Raw genomic sequence first — 17529 nt, 5'->3', positions numbered from 1 at the left:
AGACGTAGGCTGGGTCCGATGACCACGGCCACTGACGTTCTGGGTTCGGGTGTGGTGGACGACGCCACGCTGCGCCGCTTCCTGCACGGACTTCCCGGGGTGGACCAGGTGGGGGCGGAGGCCCGCGCGGCCGCGCTGGCCACCCGGTCGATCAAGACCACGGCCAAGGCGTACGGGCTCGACCTGGCGGTCCGGGTCATCGACCTCACCACGCTGGAGGGCGCCGACAGCCACGGCGCCGTGCGAAACCTGTGCGCCAAGGCGGTGCGGCCCGACCCGAGCGATCCGAGCTGCCCGTCGACCGCCGCAGTGTGCGTCTACAACGACCTGGTGCCCGTCGCGGTCTCGGCGCTGGAGCGGCTGGGGGCGGCCGGGCGGGTGAAGGTGGCCGCGGTGGCGACCGCATTCCCCAGCGGCCGCGCGTCGCTGCGGGTCAAGCTGGCCGACACCGAGGACGCCGTGGCCGCGGGCGCGGACGAGATCGACATGGTGATCGACCGGGGCGCCTTCCTGGCCGGGCGGTACGGCGCCGTGTACGAGGAGATCGTCGCGACCCGCGAGGCGTGCCGGCGTCCCGACGGGGTGGACGCGCACCTGAAGGTCATCCTGGAGACGGGTGAGCTGGGCAGCTACGACCGGGTGCGGCGGGCGTCCTGGCTGGCCATGCTGGCCGGGGCCGACTTCATCAAGACCAGCACCGGGAAGGTCTCTCCCGCCGCGACTCTGCCGGTGTCGCTGGTCATGCTCGAGGCGGTGCGGGACTGGTTCTCGCTGACCGGTTCCCGCGTCGGGTTCAAGCCGGCGGGCGGCATCCGCACCGCCAAGGACGCGCTGAAGCACCTCGTGCTGGTGCAGGAGACCGCGGGCCCCGACTGGCTCACGCCGGAGTTGTACCGGCTCGGTGCCTCCAGCCTGCTGAACGACGTCCTCCTGCAGCGGCGGAAGCTGGCCACCGGCGCCTACGCCGGGGCCGACCACCTGACGCCGGCGACCTGAAAGGGCTCGTGTGATGACCGGTTTCGAATACGCGCCCGCCCCGGAGTCGCGCTCCGTGGTGACGTTGCGCGACGCGTACGGCCTGTTCATCGACGGGCAGTTCACCGACCCCGTGGACGGCGGGTCGCTGAAGACGGTGAACCCGGCCACCGAGGAGGTCCTCGCCGAGGTGGCGGTGGCGGGGCCGGCGGACGTCGACCGTGCGGTCTCCGCCGCGCGTGCGGCCTTCGCGGGGGTCTGGTCGTCGCTGTCGGCGTCGGAGCGCGGGAAGTACCTGTACCGGATCGCCCGCATCCTGCAGGAGCGGGCGCGCGAGTTCGCGGTGCTGGAGACGCTCGACAACGGGAAGCCGATCAAGGAGAGCCGGGACGTCGACATCCCGCTCGCCGCAGCGCACTTCTTCTACTACGCGGGCTGGGCCGACAAGCTGGACTGGGCCGGGCTCGGGCCGGCGCCGCGGCCTCTGGGCGTCGCCGGACAGGTGATCCCGTGGAACTTCCCGATGCTGATGCTGGCCTGGAAGGTCGCGCCCGCCCTGGCCTGCGGGAACACCGTCGTCCTGAAACCGGCCGAGACGACGCCGCTCACGGCCCTGCTGTTCGCGGAGGTCTGCCAGCAGGCCGGGCTGCCGCCGGGCGTGGTGAACATCCTGACCGGCGCCGGCGAGACGGGCGCCGCCGTGGTCGCGCACCCGGGAGTCGACAAGGTCGCCTTCACCGGGTCGACCGAGGTGGGCAAGTCGATCGCCCGGGCCGTGGCCGGTTCCCGGAAGAAGGTCACCCTCGAGCTGGGCGGCAAGGCCGCGAACATCGTGTTCGACGACGCCCCCATCGACCAGGCCGTCGAGGGCATCGTGAACGGGATCTTCTTCAACCAGGGGCACGTCTGCTGCGCCGGTTCGCGCCTGCTGGTGCAGGAATCGGTGCTGGACGACGTGCTGGCGCGGCTGCGCACCCGGGTCGCCACCCTGCGGGTCGGCGACCCGCTGGACAAGAACACCGACGTCGGGGCCATCAACAGCGCCGAGCAGCTGGCCCGGATCTCAGCGCTCGTCGAGGCGGGTGAGGCCGAGGGCGCGACCCGCTGGTCCCCCGCGTGCGAGCTGCCGTCGTCCGGGTACTGGTTCGCGCCCACGGTCTTCACGGACGTCTCCCCCGGTCACCGCATCGCCCGCGAGGAGATCTTCGGGCCGGTGCTGTCGGTGCTGACGTTCCGCACCGAGGAGGAGGCCGTGGCCAAGGCCAACCAGACGCCGTACGGGCTGTCGGCCGGCATCTGGACGGAGAAGGGCTCGCGCATCCTGTGGCTCGCGGACCGCTTGAAAGCCGGTGTGGTGTGGGCCAACACGTTCAACCGGTTCGACCCGGCGTCCCCGTTCGGCGGCTACAAGGAGAGCGGGTACGGGCGTGAGGGCGGGCGGCACGGCCTGGCCGCCTACCTGCAGGAGGCGGGGCTGTGAGTTCACCGGGCCGGCTGGCGGTGCCCAAGACCTACAAGCTGTACGTGGGTGGGAAGTTCCCGCGTTCGGAGTCGGGGCGGTCGTACGTGGTGTCGTCGTCATCCGGTGAGTTCCTGGCCAACGCGGCCCTGGCGTCGCGCAAGGACGCCCGCGACGCGGTCGTGGCCGCCCGCTCGGCGGTGAGCGGCTGGTCGGGCGCGACGGCGTACAACCGGGGCCAGGTGCTCTACCGGGTCGCCGAGCTCATGGAGGGCCGGCACGCCCAGTTCGTCTCCGAGGTGAGTGCCGCCGAAGGGCTGTCGGAGTCGGCGGCCAGGGCCGTGGTGGACGCCGCGATCGACCGGTGGGTCTGGTACGCCGGCTGGACCGACAAGCTCGCCCAGGTCGCCGGTTCGGCCAACCCGGTCGCCGGCCCCTATTTCAACCTCTCGGTGCCCGAGCCGATGGGCGTTGTGGCCGTGCTGGCCCCGCAGTCGTCGTCGTTGCTCGGGCTCGTCTCGGTCGTCGCGCCCGTCGTCGCGTCCGGGAACACGTGTGTCGTGCTGGCCTCCGAGTCCCGCCCGCTGCCGGCGGTGACGTTGACCGAGGTGCTCGCCACGTCCGACGTGCCCGGTGGGGTGGTCAACCTGCTCACCGGGCGGGTCGCCGAGGTCGCTCCCTGGCTGGCCTCGCACGAGGACGTCGACGCGCTCGACCTGGCCGGGTGCGCCGGTTCCGACATCGACTGGGGCGACCTCGAGCGGGCGGCCGCCGCGTCCCTGACCCGCGTCGTCCGGCCGGAGGGCGAGGCGCCGTCGTCCGACGACCCGGCCGAACCCGACTGGACGGCGACGCCGCCCGGCCCGCGGCGCGCCCTGGCCTTCACCGAGACCAAGACCGTCTGGCATCCGAAGGGCCGCTGAGAGCTCGCTGAGAATCGTCCCGAACCCCACCAATCCGGTTTCAGGGGTGTGACGAACGGACGTCGAGCGCGGCCGACGGGGCCGCGCCTGACGGATCGGGGTCTGATCACGATGCGCAGCGCACGAAGAGCAGTGTCCGCACTCGCAGCAGCCGGCCTTCTCCTCACGGCCGGACTCGCCGCCGCACCGAGCGCGTCCGCGGCGACCGGCACGCGGTCGCTGGCCGCGTACCTGACGGCCGGCGGCAACGGCACGTTCGACAGCAACGGCAAGGACTACGACATCGTCACGCAGGCGGTGCTGGCCGTGCTGAAGGCCAAGCCCGACTCGGCGGTCAAGGTGCTGACCGACGGCACGACGGCGGCGACCGCCTTCCTGCCGACCGACAACGCCTTCCGGATCCTGGTCAAGGACCTGACGGGGAAGTCGCCGAAGAGCGAGAAGGACGTGTTCGCAGCGGTTCTGAAGCTCGGCGTGCCCACGGTCGAGACCGTGCTGCTCTACCACGTCATCCCGGGCAAGACCCTCGGCGCGGTGAAGGTGATCAAGTCGCTGGGTTCGAGCTTCACCACTGCGCAGGGCGGAAGCTTCCAGACCTACCTGGTCGCCGACATCCTGCCGATCGGGCTGAAGGACAAGGACCCGAACGCACGTGACGCGCACGTCAAGGTGGTCAACCTGAACTACGGCAACAAGCAGATCGCGCACGGCGTCGACCGGGTGCTGCGCCCGCTCGACCTCTGAGCCGACGCTCCACGACAGAGATCGGGTGAGTTCGCGGTCGCCTGACGGCCACGAACTCACCCGATCTCCCCTGTGGCGGCCGGCTCACCCGACGACCACCCCTCCACCATGCCCACCGATCCAGGGCTGCCGAACGGGTTACCGCGGGGCTCAAGAGAGCCGGGGGGCGGGCCGAACCGAGGGGCGTCCACCGCTCCGCACCCACCAGGGGGCCAGCATGATCCAGCCCGAGATCCGGCACATCGCCCGCCAGACGTCGTCCGCCGAGGCCTTCGCCACGCAGTACGACCCGGACTTCGGTGAGCACCGTTACGAGGAGCTCGACGGGTTCATCGCGATCCAGGACGGCCTGATCGTCGGCACGATCCTCACCTTCTCGATCGACCACCCGAGCCTGAGCAACCCCGTCTGCCGGATCGTGGCGCTCGCCGTCACACCCGAGTGGGAGGCGGCCGGCCTGTCGGAGCGGCTCGTGCACGCGGTCGAGGACCACCACGGTCACGGGACGTTCGTCTACGGCGCCTTCGACGGCCCGCACTCGGAGGTCTTCGGCCGCATGGGGTACGTGGTCGGCCGGGCCGACAGCCCGCTGCGGATGCCCGGGACGTCGATCGAGGTCACCCCGACGGCCAAGCAGCCGCACATGGTTTCCCATCTGACCTAGACCCACGAGTGGTACGTGCCGGTACCATTCTCGGGTGACGAACCGACCCCGACTGCTCCGCCGGCTCACGGGCGAGGCCTGGAGCGGCCCCCGGGAGGCCGACCTGCGGGAGGCCGTGACCGGGCGCACGGTGCTGATCACGGGGGCCTCCAGCGGCATCGGCGAGGCCACCGCACGGCGGCTGGCCCGCGCGGGAGCCCACGTCGTCCTGGTGGCCCGCCGCGCCGACCTGCTCGACGCGCTCGCGTCGCAGCTCCGCCAGGACGGCGGGAGCGTCGCCACCTACCCGGCCGACCTGACCGAGCCCGAACAGGTCGCCGAGCTGCTGAAACAGCTGGCCGAGCAGCAGCCTCCCGTTGACGTGTTCGTCAACAACGCGGGCCGCTCGATCCGGCGCCCGGTCGAGGAGGCCTACGACCGGCTGCACGACTACACCCGCACGATGGCGATCAACTACCTCGGGCCCGTGCAGCTCACCCTCGGCCTGCTCCCGGCGATGCGCGCCCGCGGCGCCGGGCACATCGTCAACATCTCGACGATCGGCGTCGACATGCCGAGCGCGAACTGGTCGGCCTACTCGGCGTCCAAGACGGCGTTCGAGACCTGGCTGACCGCCGCCGGGGCCGAGGCCCGCGCGGACGGCGTGGCGTCGTCGTCCGTGCACTTCGGGCTCGTGCACACGGCCATGAGCGCCCCCACCTACGCCGGTGTGCGCGGCGGGATGAGCGCCCGGCAGGCAGGGGACGTCGTGTGCCGGGTGATCGTCGACCGGCCCCGGGTGCTGCGGCCCTGGTGGGCGAGGTTGGGCGCCGTGGTCTGGACCGGCGCGCCCGCCCTGACCGAGCGGATGCTGGTCGCCGACTACCGCCAGGACCGGGCCCGGCGTCGGAGGAAACAGGCTCAATAACTCACGTGGGAGGGGCTGCGGTACTGCCGCGGCTCACCGGGCGGCTCCACCCCGGCGGTGGCGGCGACCTCCTCGACGAAGTGGTCGTCGGGGGCGATCGACCAGGCGAGGCCGAGCAGCTGCTCGGCCTCCTCGGTGCGTCCCTGCCGGAGCCGGATCATGGCCAGCGAGGCCTGGGCCCGGGCGGCGTCGGGGAAGTGCGCGAGGTAGGTCTCCAGGTCGGCGGCCGCCGCGTCGTCCTCACCCAGCGCGAGCAGGCACTCCGCCCGCAGGTAGGCGACGTGGTCGCCGTCCGGGTCGATCTCGAGCGAGCGCAGCGCCGTGGTGAGCCCGGCGTGGTCCCGCCCGGCGTCGACCAGGGTGACGGCGAGATCCCTGACGCCGGAACGGTCTTCGGGGTCGATCTCGACCGCCCGGCGCAGGAACGGCAGCGCCCGCTCGACCAGCCCCTGCTGCCGGAACAAGCGCCCGAACCGGGCCGAGGAGTCGGTGATCTCGGGGAAGTCGTCGATGAACCGGCCGGCCCGTTCGATGGCCACCTCCTGCCGCCCCTGCCCGAGCGCGACCTCCACGGCCGCCTCGACGGCCGCGACGTCGTCCGGGTGCAGCTCGAGGTACGTCTGCAGGTCGAGGGCGGCCTCCCCGAGCTGGCCCAGGGCCCGCCGACACGTGCCGCGTACGAACCACATCCGGTCGTCGACGGGGTTCAGCTGCAGCGACCGGGAGGCGTAGGGCAGCGCCTCCTCCTCGCGGTCGAGCATCCACAACGCGCGGGCCATCCGGCCGTACATCACGCCGTCACCCGGGTCGTTGGCCAGCGCCTCCTGCAGGTACGGCACGCACTCCTCGTAGCGGTGCCGGTTGAACAGCCACTCCCCCATGAGTTTTGCGATCCCGATCCGCTCGGCCGGCGGCAGCGTGCCGATCGCGTCACTGCAGTCGCGCCAGGCCTGGTCGAACGCCCAGTCCTCGTCCTCGTGCAGGGTGTGCAGGATCATCGCCCGCTGCACCAGGGCCGTCGGCCGGGTGCGGGCCAGTTCGGGGTCGGCGTGCCGGCCGAGGGTCTCGTTCAGGACGGCGAGCGCCTCGGCCAGCGCGTCGACCTCGCCGGTCTCGTAGTGGGCCTTGAAGATGGCGTCGGCCAGCAGCAGGCCGTTCTCGCGGCGCGGGGCGCCGCGCATCCGGGCGGCGCGCAGCAGGTCGATGGCCAGCAGGTAATGGCCTCCGGCGAGGGACTTCTCGATCTCGCGCTCCAGCCAGCGCAGCTGCCGGATCACCTCGAGGTCGGTGCGCCCGGCCAGGTAGTCGGACGACAGCACCGACCCGCCGGCGGCCAGCACGGCGTTCACCTGATCCAGCGAGCTCTCGGCCGCCGGTAGCAGCTGCTCGTTCAGCACCAGCGGCGCGGGCACGTCGCCGACCACCTCACGCACGCCACCGTTCTCGACCAGGCCGATGCGGGTGCGTCCGGTGTCCAGCACGGGCAGGCCCAGGGTCCCGCCGATCAGCATCGGGAAGCCGTCGGAGATGAGCAGCTTGCCGTTCGCCCCACCGTCCAGCCGGGCCCCGCCGGCCGGGCCGGAACCGCTGAACACCTCGGTCACCGTGAGGGTTCCGCGCACCACGAGCTCGAGGCCGCTGATCGCGACGTTGCGGGCCTTCAGGTCGCCGAGCACGTACAACGACAGCCCGGCGGGCGCCTTCACGTGGTGGATCGCCCCGTTCACGAGCAGGTTCCCCGCGATCACCAGCCCGTGCACATCCGACTCGGCGCTGCGGTTCAGCGCGGCCAGAGGCGCGTCCATGCCGTACCGCGGGTCGAGGTCGAGGTCGTCGAGCTCGACGTCACCGAAGAGCTGCAGCATCATCAGGCCCGGATGCTCGGAGACCTGGCGGGCCATCAGGGTCCGCTTGAGGTCGTACCGGCCGACCACGTCCTGGGCGAGCATGCGGCGGGCGCCGGGGAACCGCTCAGCGCGATAAGCCACAGCTCCCCTTCCTCTCCACCGCACAGGGACCGACTCAGGGTAAAGCCTGCATCAATTCGGGTCATACGGCCCTGCAGACGCGCTCATACCCCCAGGACGGCGTACCCGGGTTTGACCACGCCCTCGATCAGGGCCAAGCGCTCGTCGAACGGGATGAAGGCGCTCTTGAGCGCGTTGATCGTGACCCAGCGCAGGTCGGCCAGGCTCCAGCCGGCCTCCCGGACCAGCAGCTCCATCTCGCGGGTCATGCTGGTCGCGGACATCAGCCGGTTGTCCGTGTTGAGGGTGATCCGGAAACGCAGGTCCTTCAGCGCGGTGATCGGGTGCTCGGCGATGCTCGCGGCCGCCCCGGTCTGCACGTTGGAGCTCGGGCACATCTCCAGCGGGATCCGCTTGTCCCGCACCCAGGCGGCCAGCCGCCCGAGGCGCACCTTCTCGCCGTCCAGCCCGACGTCGTCCATGATGCGCACCCCGTGCCCGAGGCGGTCGGTGCCGCAGACCTGCACGGCCTCCCAGATGCTCGGCAGGCCGAAGGCCTCGCCGGCGTGGATGGTGACGTGCATGTTCTCGCGGTGCAGGTACTCGAACGCGGCCAGGTGCCGGGACGGCGGGTAACCCGCCTCCGCGCCCGCGATGTCGAACCCGACGACGCCCTCGTCGCGGTGCCGGACGGCGAGTTCCGCGATCTCCTGGCTGCGCGCGGCGTGCCGCATGGCGGTCAGCAGGGTGCCGACCCGGATCGTGTTTCCCTGCGCCGCAGCCTCTTCCACCCCTTCGGCGAACCCCTCCTGAACGGCGAGCACCACCTGGTCGAGGTCGAGCCCCGCCTCGAGGTGCTGCTCGGGCGCGTAGCGCACCTCGGCGTAGACGACGCCGTCGGCGGCCAGGTCGAGCGCGCACTCGCGGGCGACCCGCACGAGATGGTCGCGGCGCTGCATGACGGCCGTGGTGTGCACGAAGGTCTCGAGATACCGCTCCAGGGAACCCGAATCGGCGCTGCCGCGGAACCACTCCCCCAGGCCGGCGGCGTCGGACGCCGGGAGCCCGTGACCGATCTCGGCCGCCAGCTCGACGATGGTCGCCGGGCGCAGGCCGCCGTCGAGATGGTCGTGGAGGAGCGCCTTCGGGGCGCGGGCCAGCGCGTCGGCGACGGGGGTGGTCTCCATGCCTGCCGAGCTTACGGTTCGGGCGGTCGATCTCCATGCCGACCTCACGAAACTCGCACCAATCAGGGTCAAATTGGGGCATGATCGACGATCATCGACTCGACGGGGAGAAGCCATGGTGGACAGACACTCAGGCGGGTCCTACCACTGGGAGGAGAGCCGACGAGAGCGGGGCAAACCGCTGACCCTCGAGGACTTGGTGAAGCTCGTGCAGCGCGCTCAACAACGCGGCGTGCCACTGACGGCCGAGGTGACGACCCGCCGCCTCGGCCTGCGACGCAGGGTTCGACGGATCAAGGTCGGGCGCGATGCCGACAGCCCCTCAGCTTCGACGGACACGGGCGGCATCCCGATAGTCACGGAATAGGCGAGTGGTCCCGGTTGGCCGGTTCTAAGGCTTATGCCGTACCTTCACGTTCAACCACAGGTTGAGGTCGACGTTCACCGGGGAGCGCGGATGTTCGGCAGGAAGAAGAAGCAGCAGGAACGGCGCCAGGCCAAGCCCCAGCCGACGAAGTCGATGACCATGACCACGATCCTGCGCATCGACTCGGGCAGCGACCTCGTCCGGCTCAGCAGCGACGACGTGCGCGAGTTCGCGCTGGAAATGAAGCGCAGGTTCATCGACCCTCAGACGCCCGTGGACGTCGTCCCCACGATCGACGGCAAGGGCAACCGATCGATGTCGGTGACCAGCCACGAGCGGCTCGAGCCGCTCGACCCGGCACTGCTGAACCACGAGGCGGTGACCGAGGCGGTCACTGAGGCGGGGCCGTTCCAGGTCACGGACACCGGATCGTTCGCGGTCATCACCCCGCCGGAGGCCCGCACCCCGTCCCACGACGAGGCCGCCTCCAACGGCAGCTTCCACCACGACGGCTGAGCGCAGCTGCGTCCGTTTGAGTCGCCATGAGGCGTCCACGCCGCACCGTGGCAACCCAAACGGTCGCTGAGCGCCCTCAGCCGCGACCGCGGGGCCGGTGGTCCCACTCGGGCGGCGCGTCGTCGCCCTCCCAGCGCTTCCGGTCGGCGTACCAGTCCCGCTCGGCGATGCCCTCGGTGTCGTCGCGGGACACGGACGGCCGCGCCCGCTTGGGCTCCCCCGGCATCTTCGGGTAGTCCGGCGGGAACGGCAGCTCGGGCAGCCCGCGCTCCACGTCCGCCTCCCACAGGGCCAGCGCCGCGTCCAAAGAGCCTGCGCTGGCGTTCATTTCGGCCCACGGGTCGGGGCGCGAGGCGACCAGCGACGGCACCGAGCGGACCGTGAGTCCCTGCGGGTCGACGTCCCCGAGCTCCTCCCACGAGACCGGCGTGGAGACCGGCGCGTGCGGCAACGGTCGGGGACTGTACGCGGCGGCGATGGTGCGGTCCCGGTTCGACTGGTTGAAGTCGACGAACACCCGCTCGCCGCGCTCCTCCTTCCACCAGGCCATCGTGACCAGGTCGGGGTCGCGGCGTTCCAGTTCCCGCCCGATGCCGATCACCGCATGCCGGACGTCGAGGAACTCGAAATCCGGCTTCACCCGGGCGAACACGTGCACCCCGCGGTTGCCGGAGGTCTTCGCGTACCCGGTCAGCCCCAGCTCGGCCAGCACCTCGCGCAACAGGTGCGCGGCCGTCACCGCGTCCGCGAACGTGCGGCCGGGCTGCGGGTCGAGGTCGATGCGCAGCTCGTCGGGGTTGTCGACGTTCGCCGTCCGGACCGGCCACGGGTGGAACGTGATGGTGTTCATCTGCACGGCCCACACCGCGGTGGCCAGCTCGTCGACCACCAGCTGCGCGTGCCGCCGCCCCGACGGGAACGTCACGTCGACCGTGCGTGTGTACTCCGGCACCCCGCGCGGCGGGTTCTTCGAGTAGAACGCCTCCCCCTCGACACCCTCCGGGAAGCGCTGCAGGGTCACCGGCCGATCGCCGAGCGCCTGCAGCACGCCGTCCCCCACGGCGAGCACGTACTGCGCGAGCTCCAGCTTGGTGATGCCCACCTGCGGCCACAGCACGCGGCTCGGGCTGGACACCTTGACCTCACGCGGCCCGTCCGGCCCGGGGACCTCGAGCAGCTGCGGCGCTTCCTTCGGCACCTGGCCGACCCTATCGCCGAGGCCACCCACGACAATGCGGTCATGGAGATGGCCGACCGCACCCTGCCCGCCGAACCCGACGTCATCGCCCCCGACGGTTCGCAGGTGCGCATCCTCTGCGGTGTCGACGGCGCCTCCACCGCGCACTTCCGGCTCCGGCCCGGGCAGGTGAGCGTCGCCGTCGTCCATGCGACCGTCTCGGAGGTCTGGTACGTGCTGCGCGGCCGCGGGGTGATGTGGCGGCGCCAGGGCGCGTCCGAGTCCGAGCTGGCGCTCGTCCCGGGCGTCAGCCTGAGCATCCCCGTGGGCACCGCGTTCCAGTTCCGGGCCGAGGGCGGGGCGGACGACGAACCGCTGGAGATCCTCGGCGTCACCGCACCGCCGTGGCCGGGTGAGGGCGAGGCGTCACCGGTCGAGGGCCGATGGGAGCCTGCGCTTTAGGGCTGTGGCTGGGGCAGGATGGCGGGCATGGACCTGCCGGTGATGCCTCCCGTCTCCCCCATGCTGGCCAAGTCGGTGAAGGACATCCCCGACGTCGGGCACGTGGAACCGAAGTGGGACGGGTTCCGCACCATCGTGTTCCGTGACGGCGACGAGGTGGAGCTCGGCTCACGCAACGAGCGGCCGATGACCCGCTACTTCCCCGAACTGGTCGAGGCGATCAAGGCCAACACCCCGGACAAGTGCGTGCTGGACGGCGAGATCGTGCTGATCACCGGCGACCGGCTCGACTTCGACGCCCTGCAGCAGCGCATCCATCCGGCGGCGTCACGAGTGAAGCTGCTGAGCGAGTCGACGCCCGCGTCTTTCGTCGCGTTCGACCTGCTCGCCCTGGGCACCGACGACCACCTCGGGACGCCGTTCGCCCGTCGCCGCGCGCTCCTCACCGAGGCGCTCGGCCCGGCTTCCGCACCGGTGTACGTGACGCCGGGCACGGCCGACCTGGACGTGGCCCGCCAATGGTTCGAGCAGTTCGAGGGTGCCGGTCTGGACGGCGTGGTGGCCAAACCCGTCGACGGCCTCTACCAGCCCGACAAGCGGGCGATGTACAAGATCAAGCACGAGCGGACGGCCGACTGCGTGGTGGCCGGGTTCCGGTGGCACAAGAGCGGTCCGATCGTCGGGTCGCTGCTGCTCGGGCTGTACGACGACGAGGGGCGGCTGCACCACGTCGGGGTCAGCGCGTCGTTCCCCATGGCCCGGCGCGCGTCGTTGCTGGAGGAACTCGCGCCGTACCGCGACGTGCCCGAGGGTTCGCACCCGTGGGGTGCCTGGGCCGACGCCCAGCTGAACCCGGAACCGGGCCAGCGGATGCCCGGCGCGGTGAGCCGGTGGAACGCCAAGAAGGACCTGTCGTTCGTGCCGTTGCGCGCCGAGTTGGTGGTCGAGGTCGCCTACGACCACATGGAGGGCGACCGGTTCCGGCACACCGCGCAGTTCCGCCGCTGGCGCCCCGACCGCACCCCCGACTCGTGCACCTACGCCCAGCTCGACCGCCCGCTCACCTACGACCTGGCCGACGTGCTCCGATCCAAAGCGGAATGACCCCGCTGGGTGGGGTCAAACCGCTTGCGATTCGGCGGCCAGCGCGTGAGTGGGGCGGCCGGTCCAGCGGAAGTAGAGCCAGACGCCGACGGACAACAGACCGAAGACGGCGAAGAACGCGACCGCGCGGATCACCGCGTCGGCCCCGAGCTGGCCCGCGTTGGAACCCTTCAGCACGAAGAGGTAGATGAAGAACGCCGCCGCGAGCGCCTGCGGCACGAACCACGCCGCCCAGTGCCAGGCCCGCAACGTCGCGCCGTCGAGGAAACTCAGCGGTACGAGCGCGAACACGAGCCCCTCGGTGGACAGCGCGAAGCACCAGAACAGCACCGTGTCGAGCAGCACCTCGGGCCACGTCGGGTCGCCCGCGTAGGCGGCGGCGTGCACCGGGCCCCAGAGGAAGTAGCAGGCGACGCCGAACACCCCCACCGCGACCACGCTGGCCAGTACTGCGCGGCCTTCCTGACGCGGTGTCATCTCGCGCGCCGCCAGGGTCGCGAAACCCGCGAAAAGCCCGTACAGGTAGGACGGTTCGAGCCCGAGCAGGCGTGAGAGCAGGGTGCAGACGACCGCCACCACGACGGCGACCGGCACCATCTTGAGCGTCGCCGGCACCCCGGTGACCCGCCGGGTGACGATCTCCTCGGGCAGCTCGGCGATCAGCGTGACGACGGCGATCGCGATGAGCAGCCCGACGATCTGCGCGGGCCAGTTGCCGTCGGCCGACTCGTTGCCGGCCAGCACCGCCGTGAGCAGCGTGCCCACCACGACGAACCCGATGAACTGGCCGCCCCGGGTCCCCACCCGGTGCGCGACCGACTCCCCGGCGCGGGCCATCCCGCGCAGGCCGAGCCACCCGGCGGCGACCCCGAGCATCGCCCTGATCTCCTCGGCGTTCGACTCGACCGTGTTGTTGAACAGCTCCGCCGGGAAGGCGACGAGCACGACGAACAGGGCCGCCAGCGCGAGCGCGAGCAGCGCGATCTTGGGCGCGAAACCCGCCTCCTGCGCGGTCGGGACGCTGGCCGTGACGCGCGCGGGGTGCAGGTCCGTAGTGCCGGTCGTCGACGCCGGCCCGGTCCGGCTCGCGGCCGGAAGGGCCTGCGCGGCGGGGGAGGTCGGCCCCGGGGACGGCGCGAGCGCGGGCGCCGCGGAGGCGCTCGGTCCGGGCGTCGGGGCCGTGGTGGGTGCGCTCGTGGGTGCGCTCGTGGGCGCGGTCGTGGGCGTGGTATCGATCGGGACCACCGTGCCCGTACCACCGGAGGACGAGCCGCCGGCCGTCGAGCCATCCCTGGAGCCGCCCCCGCCGGACGCGCCCGAACCACCTCCCCCGGAGCCGTTCCCACCGCCTCCGCCGTCGCCACCGCCGCCGTCCGGCTTCGACGGCTCAACGGGTTTCGACGGCTGGGCCGGTTCGGCCGGCTTCGGGGTGAGCCGGAACGTGGCCCGCGGACCGGGCAGCCCGAACGGGCCCGGCCCGCAACTGCTCACGAGCCGCGCCCGCGATCCGAACAGCGCCCGCGCCGGCGCCTTCACGGTGGCGGTGAAGGTGCCGTCGGCGCGCAGCGAGACGTGCTGGACGTTGAAAAGCCCACCGCCCCGCCACTTCAGGCCGGCCCGGCCACCGCAGATGCCCGGGTCGAAGCCGGTGCCGCGCACGGTGATCGACGACCCGGGCGGGCCGGACTTCGGCGACAGCTTGAGCGTCACGGGCTGCAGGCCGATCGCCCCCGGCACCGCCGCCGACGCGGACGACGCGCCGGTCAGCGCGAGCGCCCCGACGAACAACCCGACCACGAACAACCGCACACGCCGAGCCGCCCGGGGCGGGCGGACGTCGTCCCCGTGCCTTTGCATCGCGCGCCCACCTGTGCCCTCGATCGTCCCGTTCGTCGACAATATGCCGTATCGACCCGGGCGTTGGGACGGTCCTCGCGCGACCTCATGGTGAGTTGTGGTGTGCTTGCCGTCATGTCCCTGGGTCTGCCCGACGGCGTCCGAGCCTGTCTCTTCGACCTCGACGGTGTCCTGACCGACACCGCCTCGGTGCACGCCGCCGCCTGGAAGAAGATGTTCGACGACTACCTGCGCAGCCGGGACGGTGACGGGTTCACGCCCTTCGACATCGCCTCCGACTACCCGCGCTACGTCGACGGCCGCCGCCGGCCGGACGGGACGCGCGCGTTCCTGGAGTCGCGCGGCATCCACCTGCCGGACGGCGAGCCCGACGACCCGCCGAGCGCCGAGACCGTCAACGGGCTGGGCAACCGCAAGAACGACCTGGTGCAGCAGGTGATCGCCACCGAGGGCGTCACCGTCTACCCGGGGTCGGTGCGCTACCTGGAGGCCGTGCACGCGGCGGGGCTGCGGGTCGCCGTGGTCTCGTCGAGCGCCAACACCGCGCAGGTCCTGCAGGTGACCGGCCTCGACAAGTACGTGGAGGCGCGGGTCGACGCGCAGGCGGCGACGGCGGCGGGGCTGGCCGGCAAACCGGCGCCCGACACGTTCCTGGAGGGCGCCCTGCGGCTCGACGTGCGGCCGGGTGAGGCGGCCGTCTTCGAGGACGCGATCGCCGGCGTCCAGGCCGGGCACGCCGGGCACTTCGCGATCGTGGTCGGCGTGGACCGCGTCGGTCACGCCGACGCCCTGCGCGAGCACGGCGCCGACACCGTGGTGACCGACCTCGAGCAGCTGCTGGAGACCAGATGACCGCCCAGATCGCCTTCACCGTCGACCCGTGGTGCGTGCGCGAGCCCGAGCTGCGGCTCGACGTCCTCGGCACCACCGAGTCCGTGTTCGCCCTGTCCAACGGGCACATCGGCGTGCGCGGCAACCTCGACGAGGGTGAGCCGCACGGGCTGCCCGGCACGTACCTGAACTCGGTCTACGAGCGCCGCCCGCTGCCCTACGCCGAGGGCGGGTACGGGTACCCCGAGTCGGGCCAGACGATCATCAACGTGACCAACGGCAAGCTGGTCCGGCTGCTGGTGGACGACGAGCCGTTCGACGTCCGGTACGGCACCCTGCTGCGGCACGAGCGCAAGCTCGACCTGCGCGCGGGCACCCTGGAGCGGGTCGCGGAGTGGCGCTCGCCCGCCGACCAGGAGGTGCGGATCACCTCGACCCGGCTGGTGTCGTTCACGCACCGCTCGGTGATGGCGATCCTGTACGAGGTCGAGCCGCTGAAGCACGCGGCCCGGGTGGTGCTGCAGTCGGAGCTGGTGGCCAACGAGCAGCTGCCCATGCCGGCCAGCACGGACCCGCGGGTGGCCGCCGTCCTGGAGTCACCGCTGGCCCCGCTGGAGCACGACCGGGACGGCAACCGGCTGACCCTGATCCACGAGACCCGGCGCAGCGGACGGCGGATGGCGGCCGCGGCCGACCACCTGATCGAGGCGCCCGAGGGCGTGAAGACGTCGATGGAGACGGCCGTCCAAGAGAACTGGGGCCGGGTCACGGCGACCGCCACCCTGCAGCCCGGGCAGAAGCTGCGGCTGGTCAAGTTCGTCTCCTACGGCTGGTCGAGCGAGCGGTCGGTCCCGGCGCTGCGCGACCAGGTGGCGGCGGCGCTGACCGGGGCTCGGCACACGGGCTGGGACGGGCTGGTCGCCGAGCAGCGGGCCTACCTCGACGACTTCTGGGCCGGCGCCGACGTCGAGGTGGACGGCGACCCGGACCTCCAGCAGGCGGTGCGGTTCGCGCTCTTCCACGTGCTGCAGGCCGGGGCCCGCGGCGAGGGGCGGCCCATCGCGGCGAAGGGCCTGACCGGGCCCGGGTACGACGGGCACTGCTTCTGGGACACCGAGACGTTCGTGCTGCCGGTGCTCATCCACACCGCCCCGGACGCGGCCAAAGACGTTCTGCGCTGGCGGCATTCGACGCTGCCCAAGGCCCGGGCCCGGGCCCGGACGCTCGGCCTCGAGGGCGCGGCGTTCCCGTGGCGCACGATCAACGGCGACGAGTGCTCGGGGTACTGGCCCGCCGGGACCGCCGCCTTCCACGTCAACGCCGACATCGCCGACGCGGTGATCCGCTACCGCGACGCCGTGCGTGACGAGGAGTTCGACCGGACCGTCGGCACGGAACTCCTGGTGGAGACCGCCCGGCTGTGGCGTTCCCTCGGCGCGTACGACCGGGCCGGGAAGTTCCGCATCGACGGCGTCACCGGCCCCGACGAGTACTCGGCCGTGGCCGACAACAACGTCTACACGAACCTGATGGCGCAGCGGAACCTGCGGGCGGCGGCCGCGGTCTGCCGGCGCTACACCGACGAGGCGACCGCGCTCGGCGTCACCGGCAAGGAGACGACGGCCTGGCGAGAGTGCGCCGACTCGATGTACATCCCGTTCGACGAGAAGCTCGGGGTGCACCCGCAGTCCGAGGGGTTCACCGACCACGCGGTGCTCGACTTCGAGTCGCTCACCGACGCCGACTACCCGCTGATGCTGCACATGCCCTACGTCCAGCTGTACCGGCTGCAGGTGGTGAAGCAGGCGGACCTGGTGCTGGCCATGCAGCTGCGCGGGGATGCGTTCACGGCCGAGCAGAAGGCCGCCAACTTCGCCTACTACGAGAAGCTGACGGTGCGGGACTCCTCGCTGTCGGCCTGCACCCAGGCGGTGATGGCGGCCGAGACCGGGCACCTCGGGCTGGCCTACGACTACGCGTGCGAGGCCGCGCTGATGGACCTGCACGACGTCACCGGCACGACCCTCAACGGGCTGCACATGGCGTCGCTGGCCGGGGCCTGGTCGACGATGGTCGGCGGGTTCGGCGGGATGCGCGACCACTCGGGCACCCTCAGCTTCGCGCCACGACTGCCTCCGGAACTGAAGCGGTTGTCGTTCGGGATCACCCACCGCGGGCTGCGCCTGCGGGTGGAGACCGACGGCGCCGAGGCCACCTACACCCTGACGGACGACGCCAGCACCCTCGACCTGCTGCACCACGGGCAGCGCGTCACCCTGGTCGCCGGTGAACCCATGACGCTGCCGGTGCCGCCGACGCCCGCGCGACCCCGCCCGCAGCAGCCGCACGGGCGCCAGCCGCGCGACATGCGCGCGGGTAGCTGAGGCCT

Annotated in this window: 15 protein-coding genes; 11 read left to right on the top strand and 4 right to left on the bottom strand. The window is 71.9% G+C overall.

The window, feature by feature from the left end; translation table 11 throughout:
• Nucleotides 1-18: 18 nt before the first annotated feature.
• The 6 genes from deoC (at nucleotide 19) to ACIB24_RS14495 (ending at nucleotide 5672) form a co-directional block, all read left to right on the top strand.
• Nucleotides 19-996, top strand: a complete 978-nt coding sequence (gene deoC, locus ACIB24_RS14520; RefSeq protein ID WP_398281555.1) for a deoxyribose-phosphate aldolase — start codon at nucleotides 19-21, stop codon at nucleotides 994-996.
• Between the two features lie 13 nt (nucleotides 997-1009).
• The gene (locus tag ACIB24_RS14515; RefSeq protein ID WP_398281552.1) at nucleotides 1010-2455 is read left to right on the top strand and encodes an aldehyde dehydrogenase family protein; all 1446 of its coding nucleotides are present in this window, start codon (nucleotides 1010-1012) and stop codon (nucleotides 2453-2455) included.
• Nucleotides 2452-3357, top strand: coding sequence for an aldehyde dehydrogenase family protein (locus ACIB24_RS14510; protein ID WP_398281549.1), 906 nt, complete (start codon nucleotides 2452-2454; stop codon nucleotides 3355-3357). The genes ACIB24_RS14515 and ACIB24_RS14510 overlap by 4 nt, the downstream gene beginning before the upstream one ends.
• Before the next feature lie 132 nt (nucleotides 3358-3489).
• A complete protein-coding gene (locus ACIB24_RS14505; RefSeq protein WP_398281546.1) occupies nucleotides 3490-4101 on the top strand; it encodes a fasciclin domain-containing protein in 612 nt (203 codons plus the stop codon).
• Nucleotides 4102-4318: 217 nt separating this feature from the next.
• Nucleotides 4319-4765 (top strand): GNAT family N-acetyltransferase, encoded by a 447-nt coding sequence (locus ACIB24_RS14500; RefSeq protein WP_398281543.1) that lies wholly within the window; start codon nucleotides 4319-4321, stop codon nucleotides 4763-4765.
• Between the two features lie 34 nt (nucleotides 4766-4799).
• Complete coding sequence (locus ACIB24_RS14495) at nucleotides 4800-5672, top strand: SDR family NAD(P)-dependent oxidoreductase (protein WP_398281540.1); 873 nt, start codon at nucleotides 4800-4802, stop codon at nucleotides 5670-5672.
• Here ACIB24_RS14495 and ACIB24_RS14490 read toward each other — a convergent pair.
• Nucleotides 5666-7660, bottom strand: a complete 1995-nt coding sequence (locus ACIB24_RS14490) for a tetratricopeptide repeat protein (protein ID WP_398281537.1) — start codon at nucleotides 7658-7660, stop codon at nucleotides 5666-5668. The genes ACIB24_RS14495 and ACIB24_RS14490 overlap by 7 nt on opposite strands.
• Nucleotides 7661-7743: 83 nt before the next feature.
• Complete coding sequence (locus ACIB24_RS14485; protein ID WP_398281534.1) at nucleotides 7744-8826, bottom strand: adenosine deaminase; 1083 nt, start codon at nucleotides 8824-8826, stop codon at nucleotides 7744-7746.
• Between the two features lie 457 nt (nucleotides 8827-9283).
• Between ACIB24_RS14485 and ACIB24_RS14480 the strand changes: the two genes are divergently transcribed.
• Entirely contained in the window at nucleotides 9284-9709 is a 426-nt protein-coding gene (locus ACIB24_RS14480; protein ID WP_398281531.1) for a hypothetical protein, read from the top strand.
• A gap of 76 nt (nucleotides 9710-9785) precedes the next feature.
• On the opposite strand, the gene ligD is transcribed toward ACIB24_RS14480, so the two are convergent.
• Complete coding sequence (gene ligD, locus ACIB24_RS14475; protein ID WP_398281528.1) at nucleotides 9786-10907, bottom strand: non-homologous end-joining DNA ligase; 1122 nt, start codon at nucleotides 10905-10907, stop codon at nucleotides 9786-9788.
• 42 nt (nucleotides 10908-10949) lie between these two features.
• On the opposite strand from ligD, the gene ACIB24_RS14470 reads away from it, so the two are divergent.
• Together ACIB24_RS14470 and ACIB24_RS14465 are read left to right on the top strand one after the other, a co-directional pair.
• Complete coding sequence (locus ACIB24_RS14470) at nucleotides 10950-11348, top strand: cupin domain-containing protein (RefSeq protein ID WP_398281525.1); 399 nt, start codon at nucleotides 10950-10952, stop codon at nucleotides 11346-11348.
• Between the two features lie 27 nt (nucleotides 11349-11375).
• On the top strand, nucleotides 11376-12452 hold the full coding sequence (locus ACIB24_RS14465; protein WP_398281522.1) for an ATP-dependent DNA ligase: 1077 nt from the start codon (nucleotides 11376-11378) through the stop codon (nucleotides 12450-12452).
• A 15-nt stretch (nucleotides 12453-12467) separates the two neighbouring features.
• On the opposite strand, the gene ACIB24_RS14460 is transcribed toward ACIB24_RS14465, so the two are convergent.
• Nucleotides 12468-14309, bottom strand: coding sequence for an FGLLP motif-containing membrane protein (locus ACIB24_RS14460; RefSeq protein ID WP_398281519.1), 1842 nt, complete (start codon nucleotides 14307-14309; stop codon nucleotides 12468-12470).
• 114 nt (nucleotides 14310-14423) lie between these two features.
• On the opposite strand from ACIB24_RS14460, the gene ACIB24_RS14455 reads away from it, so the two are divergent.
• Nucleotides 14424-15161, top strand: a complete 738-nt coding sequence (locus ACIB24_RS14455; RefSeq protein WP_398281516.1) for a beta-phosphoglucomutase family hydrolase — start codon at nucleotides 14424-14426, stop codon at nucleotides 15159-15161.
• The gene (locus tag ACIB24_RS14450; RefSeq protein ID WP_398281513.1) at nucleotides 15158-17524 is read left to right on the top strand and encodes a glycoside hydrolase family 65 protein; all 2367 of its coding nucleotides are present in this window, start codon (nucleotides 15158-15160) and stop codon (nucleotides 17522-17524) included. The genes ACIB24_RS14455 and ACIB24_RS14450 overlap by 4 nt, the downstream gene beginning before the upstream one ends.
• Nucleotides 17525-17529: the final 5 nt, after the last annotated feature.

The sequence above is a fragment of the Spongisporangium articulatum genome, assembly GCF_044465595.1.
In the GTDB taxonomy this organism is placed as follows: Bacteria; Actinomycetota; Actinomycetes; order Actinomycetales; family Kineosporiaceae; genus Spongisporangium; species Spongisporangium articulatum.
The sequence above is the reverse complement of the archived record's forward strand: the minus strand, read 5'-3'. Positions and strand labels throughout refer to the sequence as shown.

Excerpts from the sequence above, each read along its gene's own strand:
- ACIB24_RS14470 (WP_398281525.1), top strand. The coding sequence starts at position 10,950 with ATGGAGATGGCCGACCGCACCCTGCCCGCCGAACCCGACGTCATCGCC.
- ACIB24_RS14500 (WP_398281543.1), top strand. The coding sequence starts at position 4,319 with ATGATCCAGCCCGAGATCCGGCACATCGCCCGCCAGACGTCGTCCGCC.
- deoC (WP_398281555.1), top strand. The coding sequence starts at position 19 with ATGACCACGGCCACTGACGTTCTGGGTTCGGGTGTGGTGGACGACGCC.
- ACIB24_RS14515 (WP_398281552.1), top strand. The coding sequence starts at position 1,010 with ATGACCGGTTTCGAATACGCGCCCGCCCCGGAGTCGCGCTCCGTGGTG.
- ACIB24_RS14455 (WP_398281516.1), top strand. The coding sequence starts at position 14,424 with ATGTCCCTGGGTCTGCCCGACGGCGTCCGAGCCTGTCTCTTCGACCTC.
- ACIB24_RS14480 (WP_398281531.1), top strand. The coding sequence starts at position 9,284 with ATGTTCGGCAGGAAGAAGAAGCAGCAGGAACGGCGCCAGGCCAAGCCC.
- ACIB24_RS14485 (WP_398281534.1), bottom strand. The coding sequence starts at position 8,826 with ATGGAGACCACCCCCGTCGCCGACGCGCTGGCCCGCGCCCCGAAGGCG.
- ACIB24_RS14465 (WP_398281522.1), top strand. The coding sequence starts at position 11,376 with ATGGACCTGCCGGTGATGCCTCCCGTCTCCCCCATGCTGGCCAAGTCG.
- ACIB24_RS14450 (WP_398281513.1), top strand. The coding sequence starts at position 15,158 with ATGACCGCCCAGATCGCCTTCACCGTCGACCCGTGGTGCGTGCGCGAG.
- ACIB24_RS14460 (WP_398281519.1), bottom strand. The coding sequence starts at position 14,309 with ATGCAAAGGCACGGGGACGACGTCCGCCCGCCCCGGGCGGCTCGGCGT.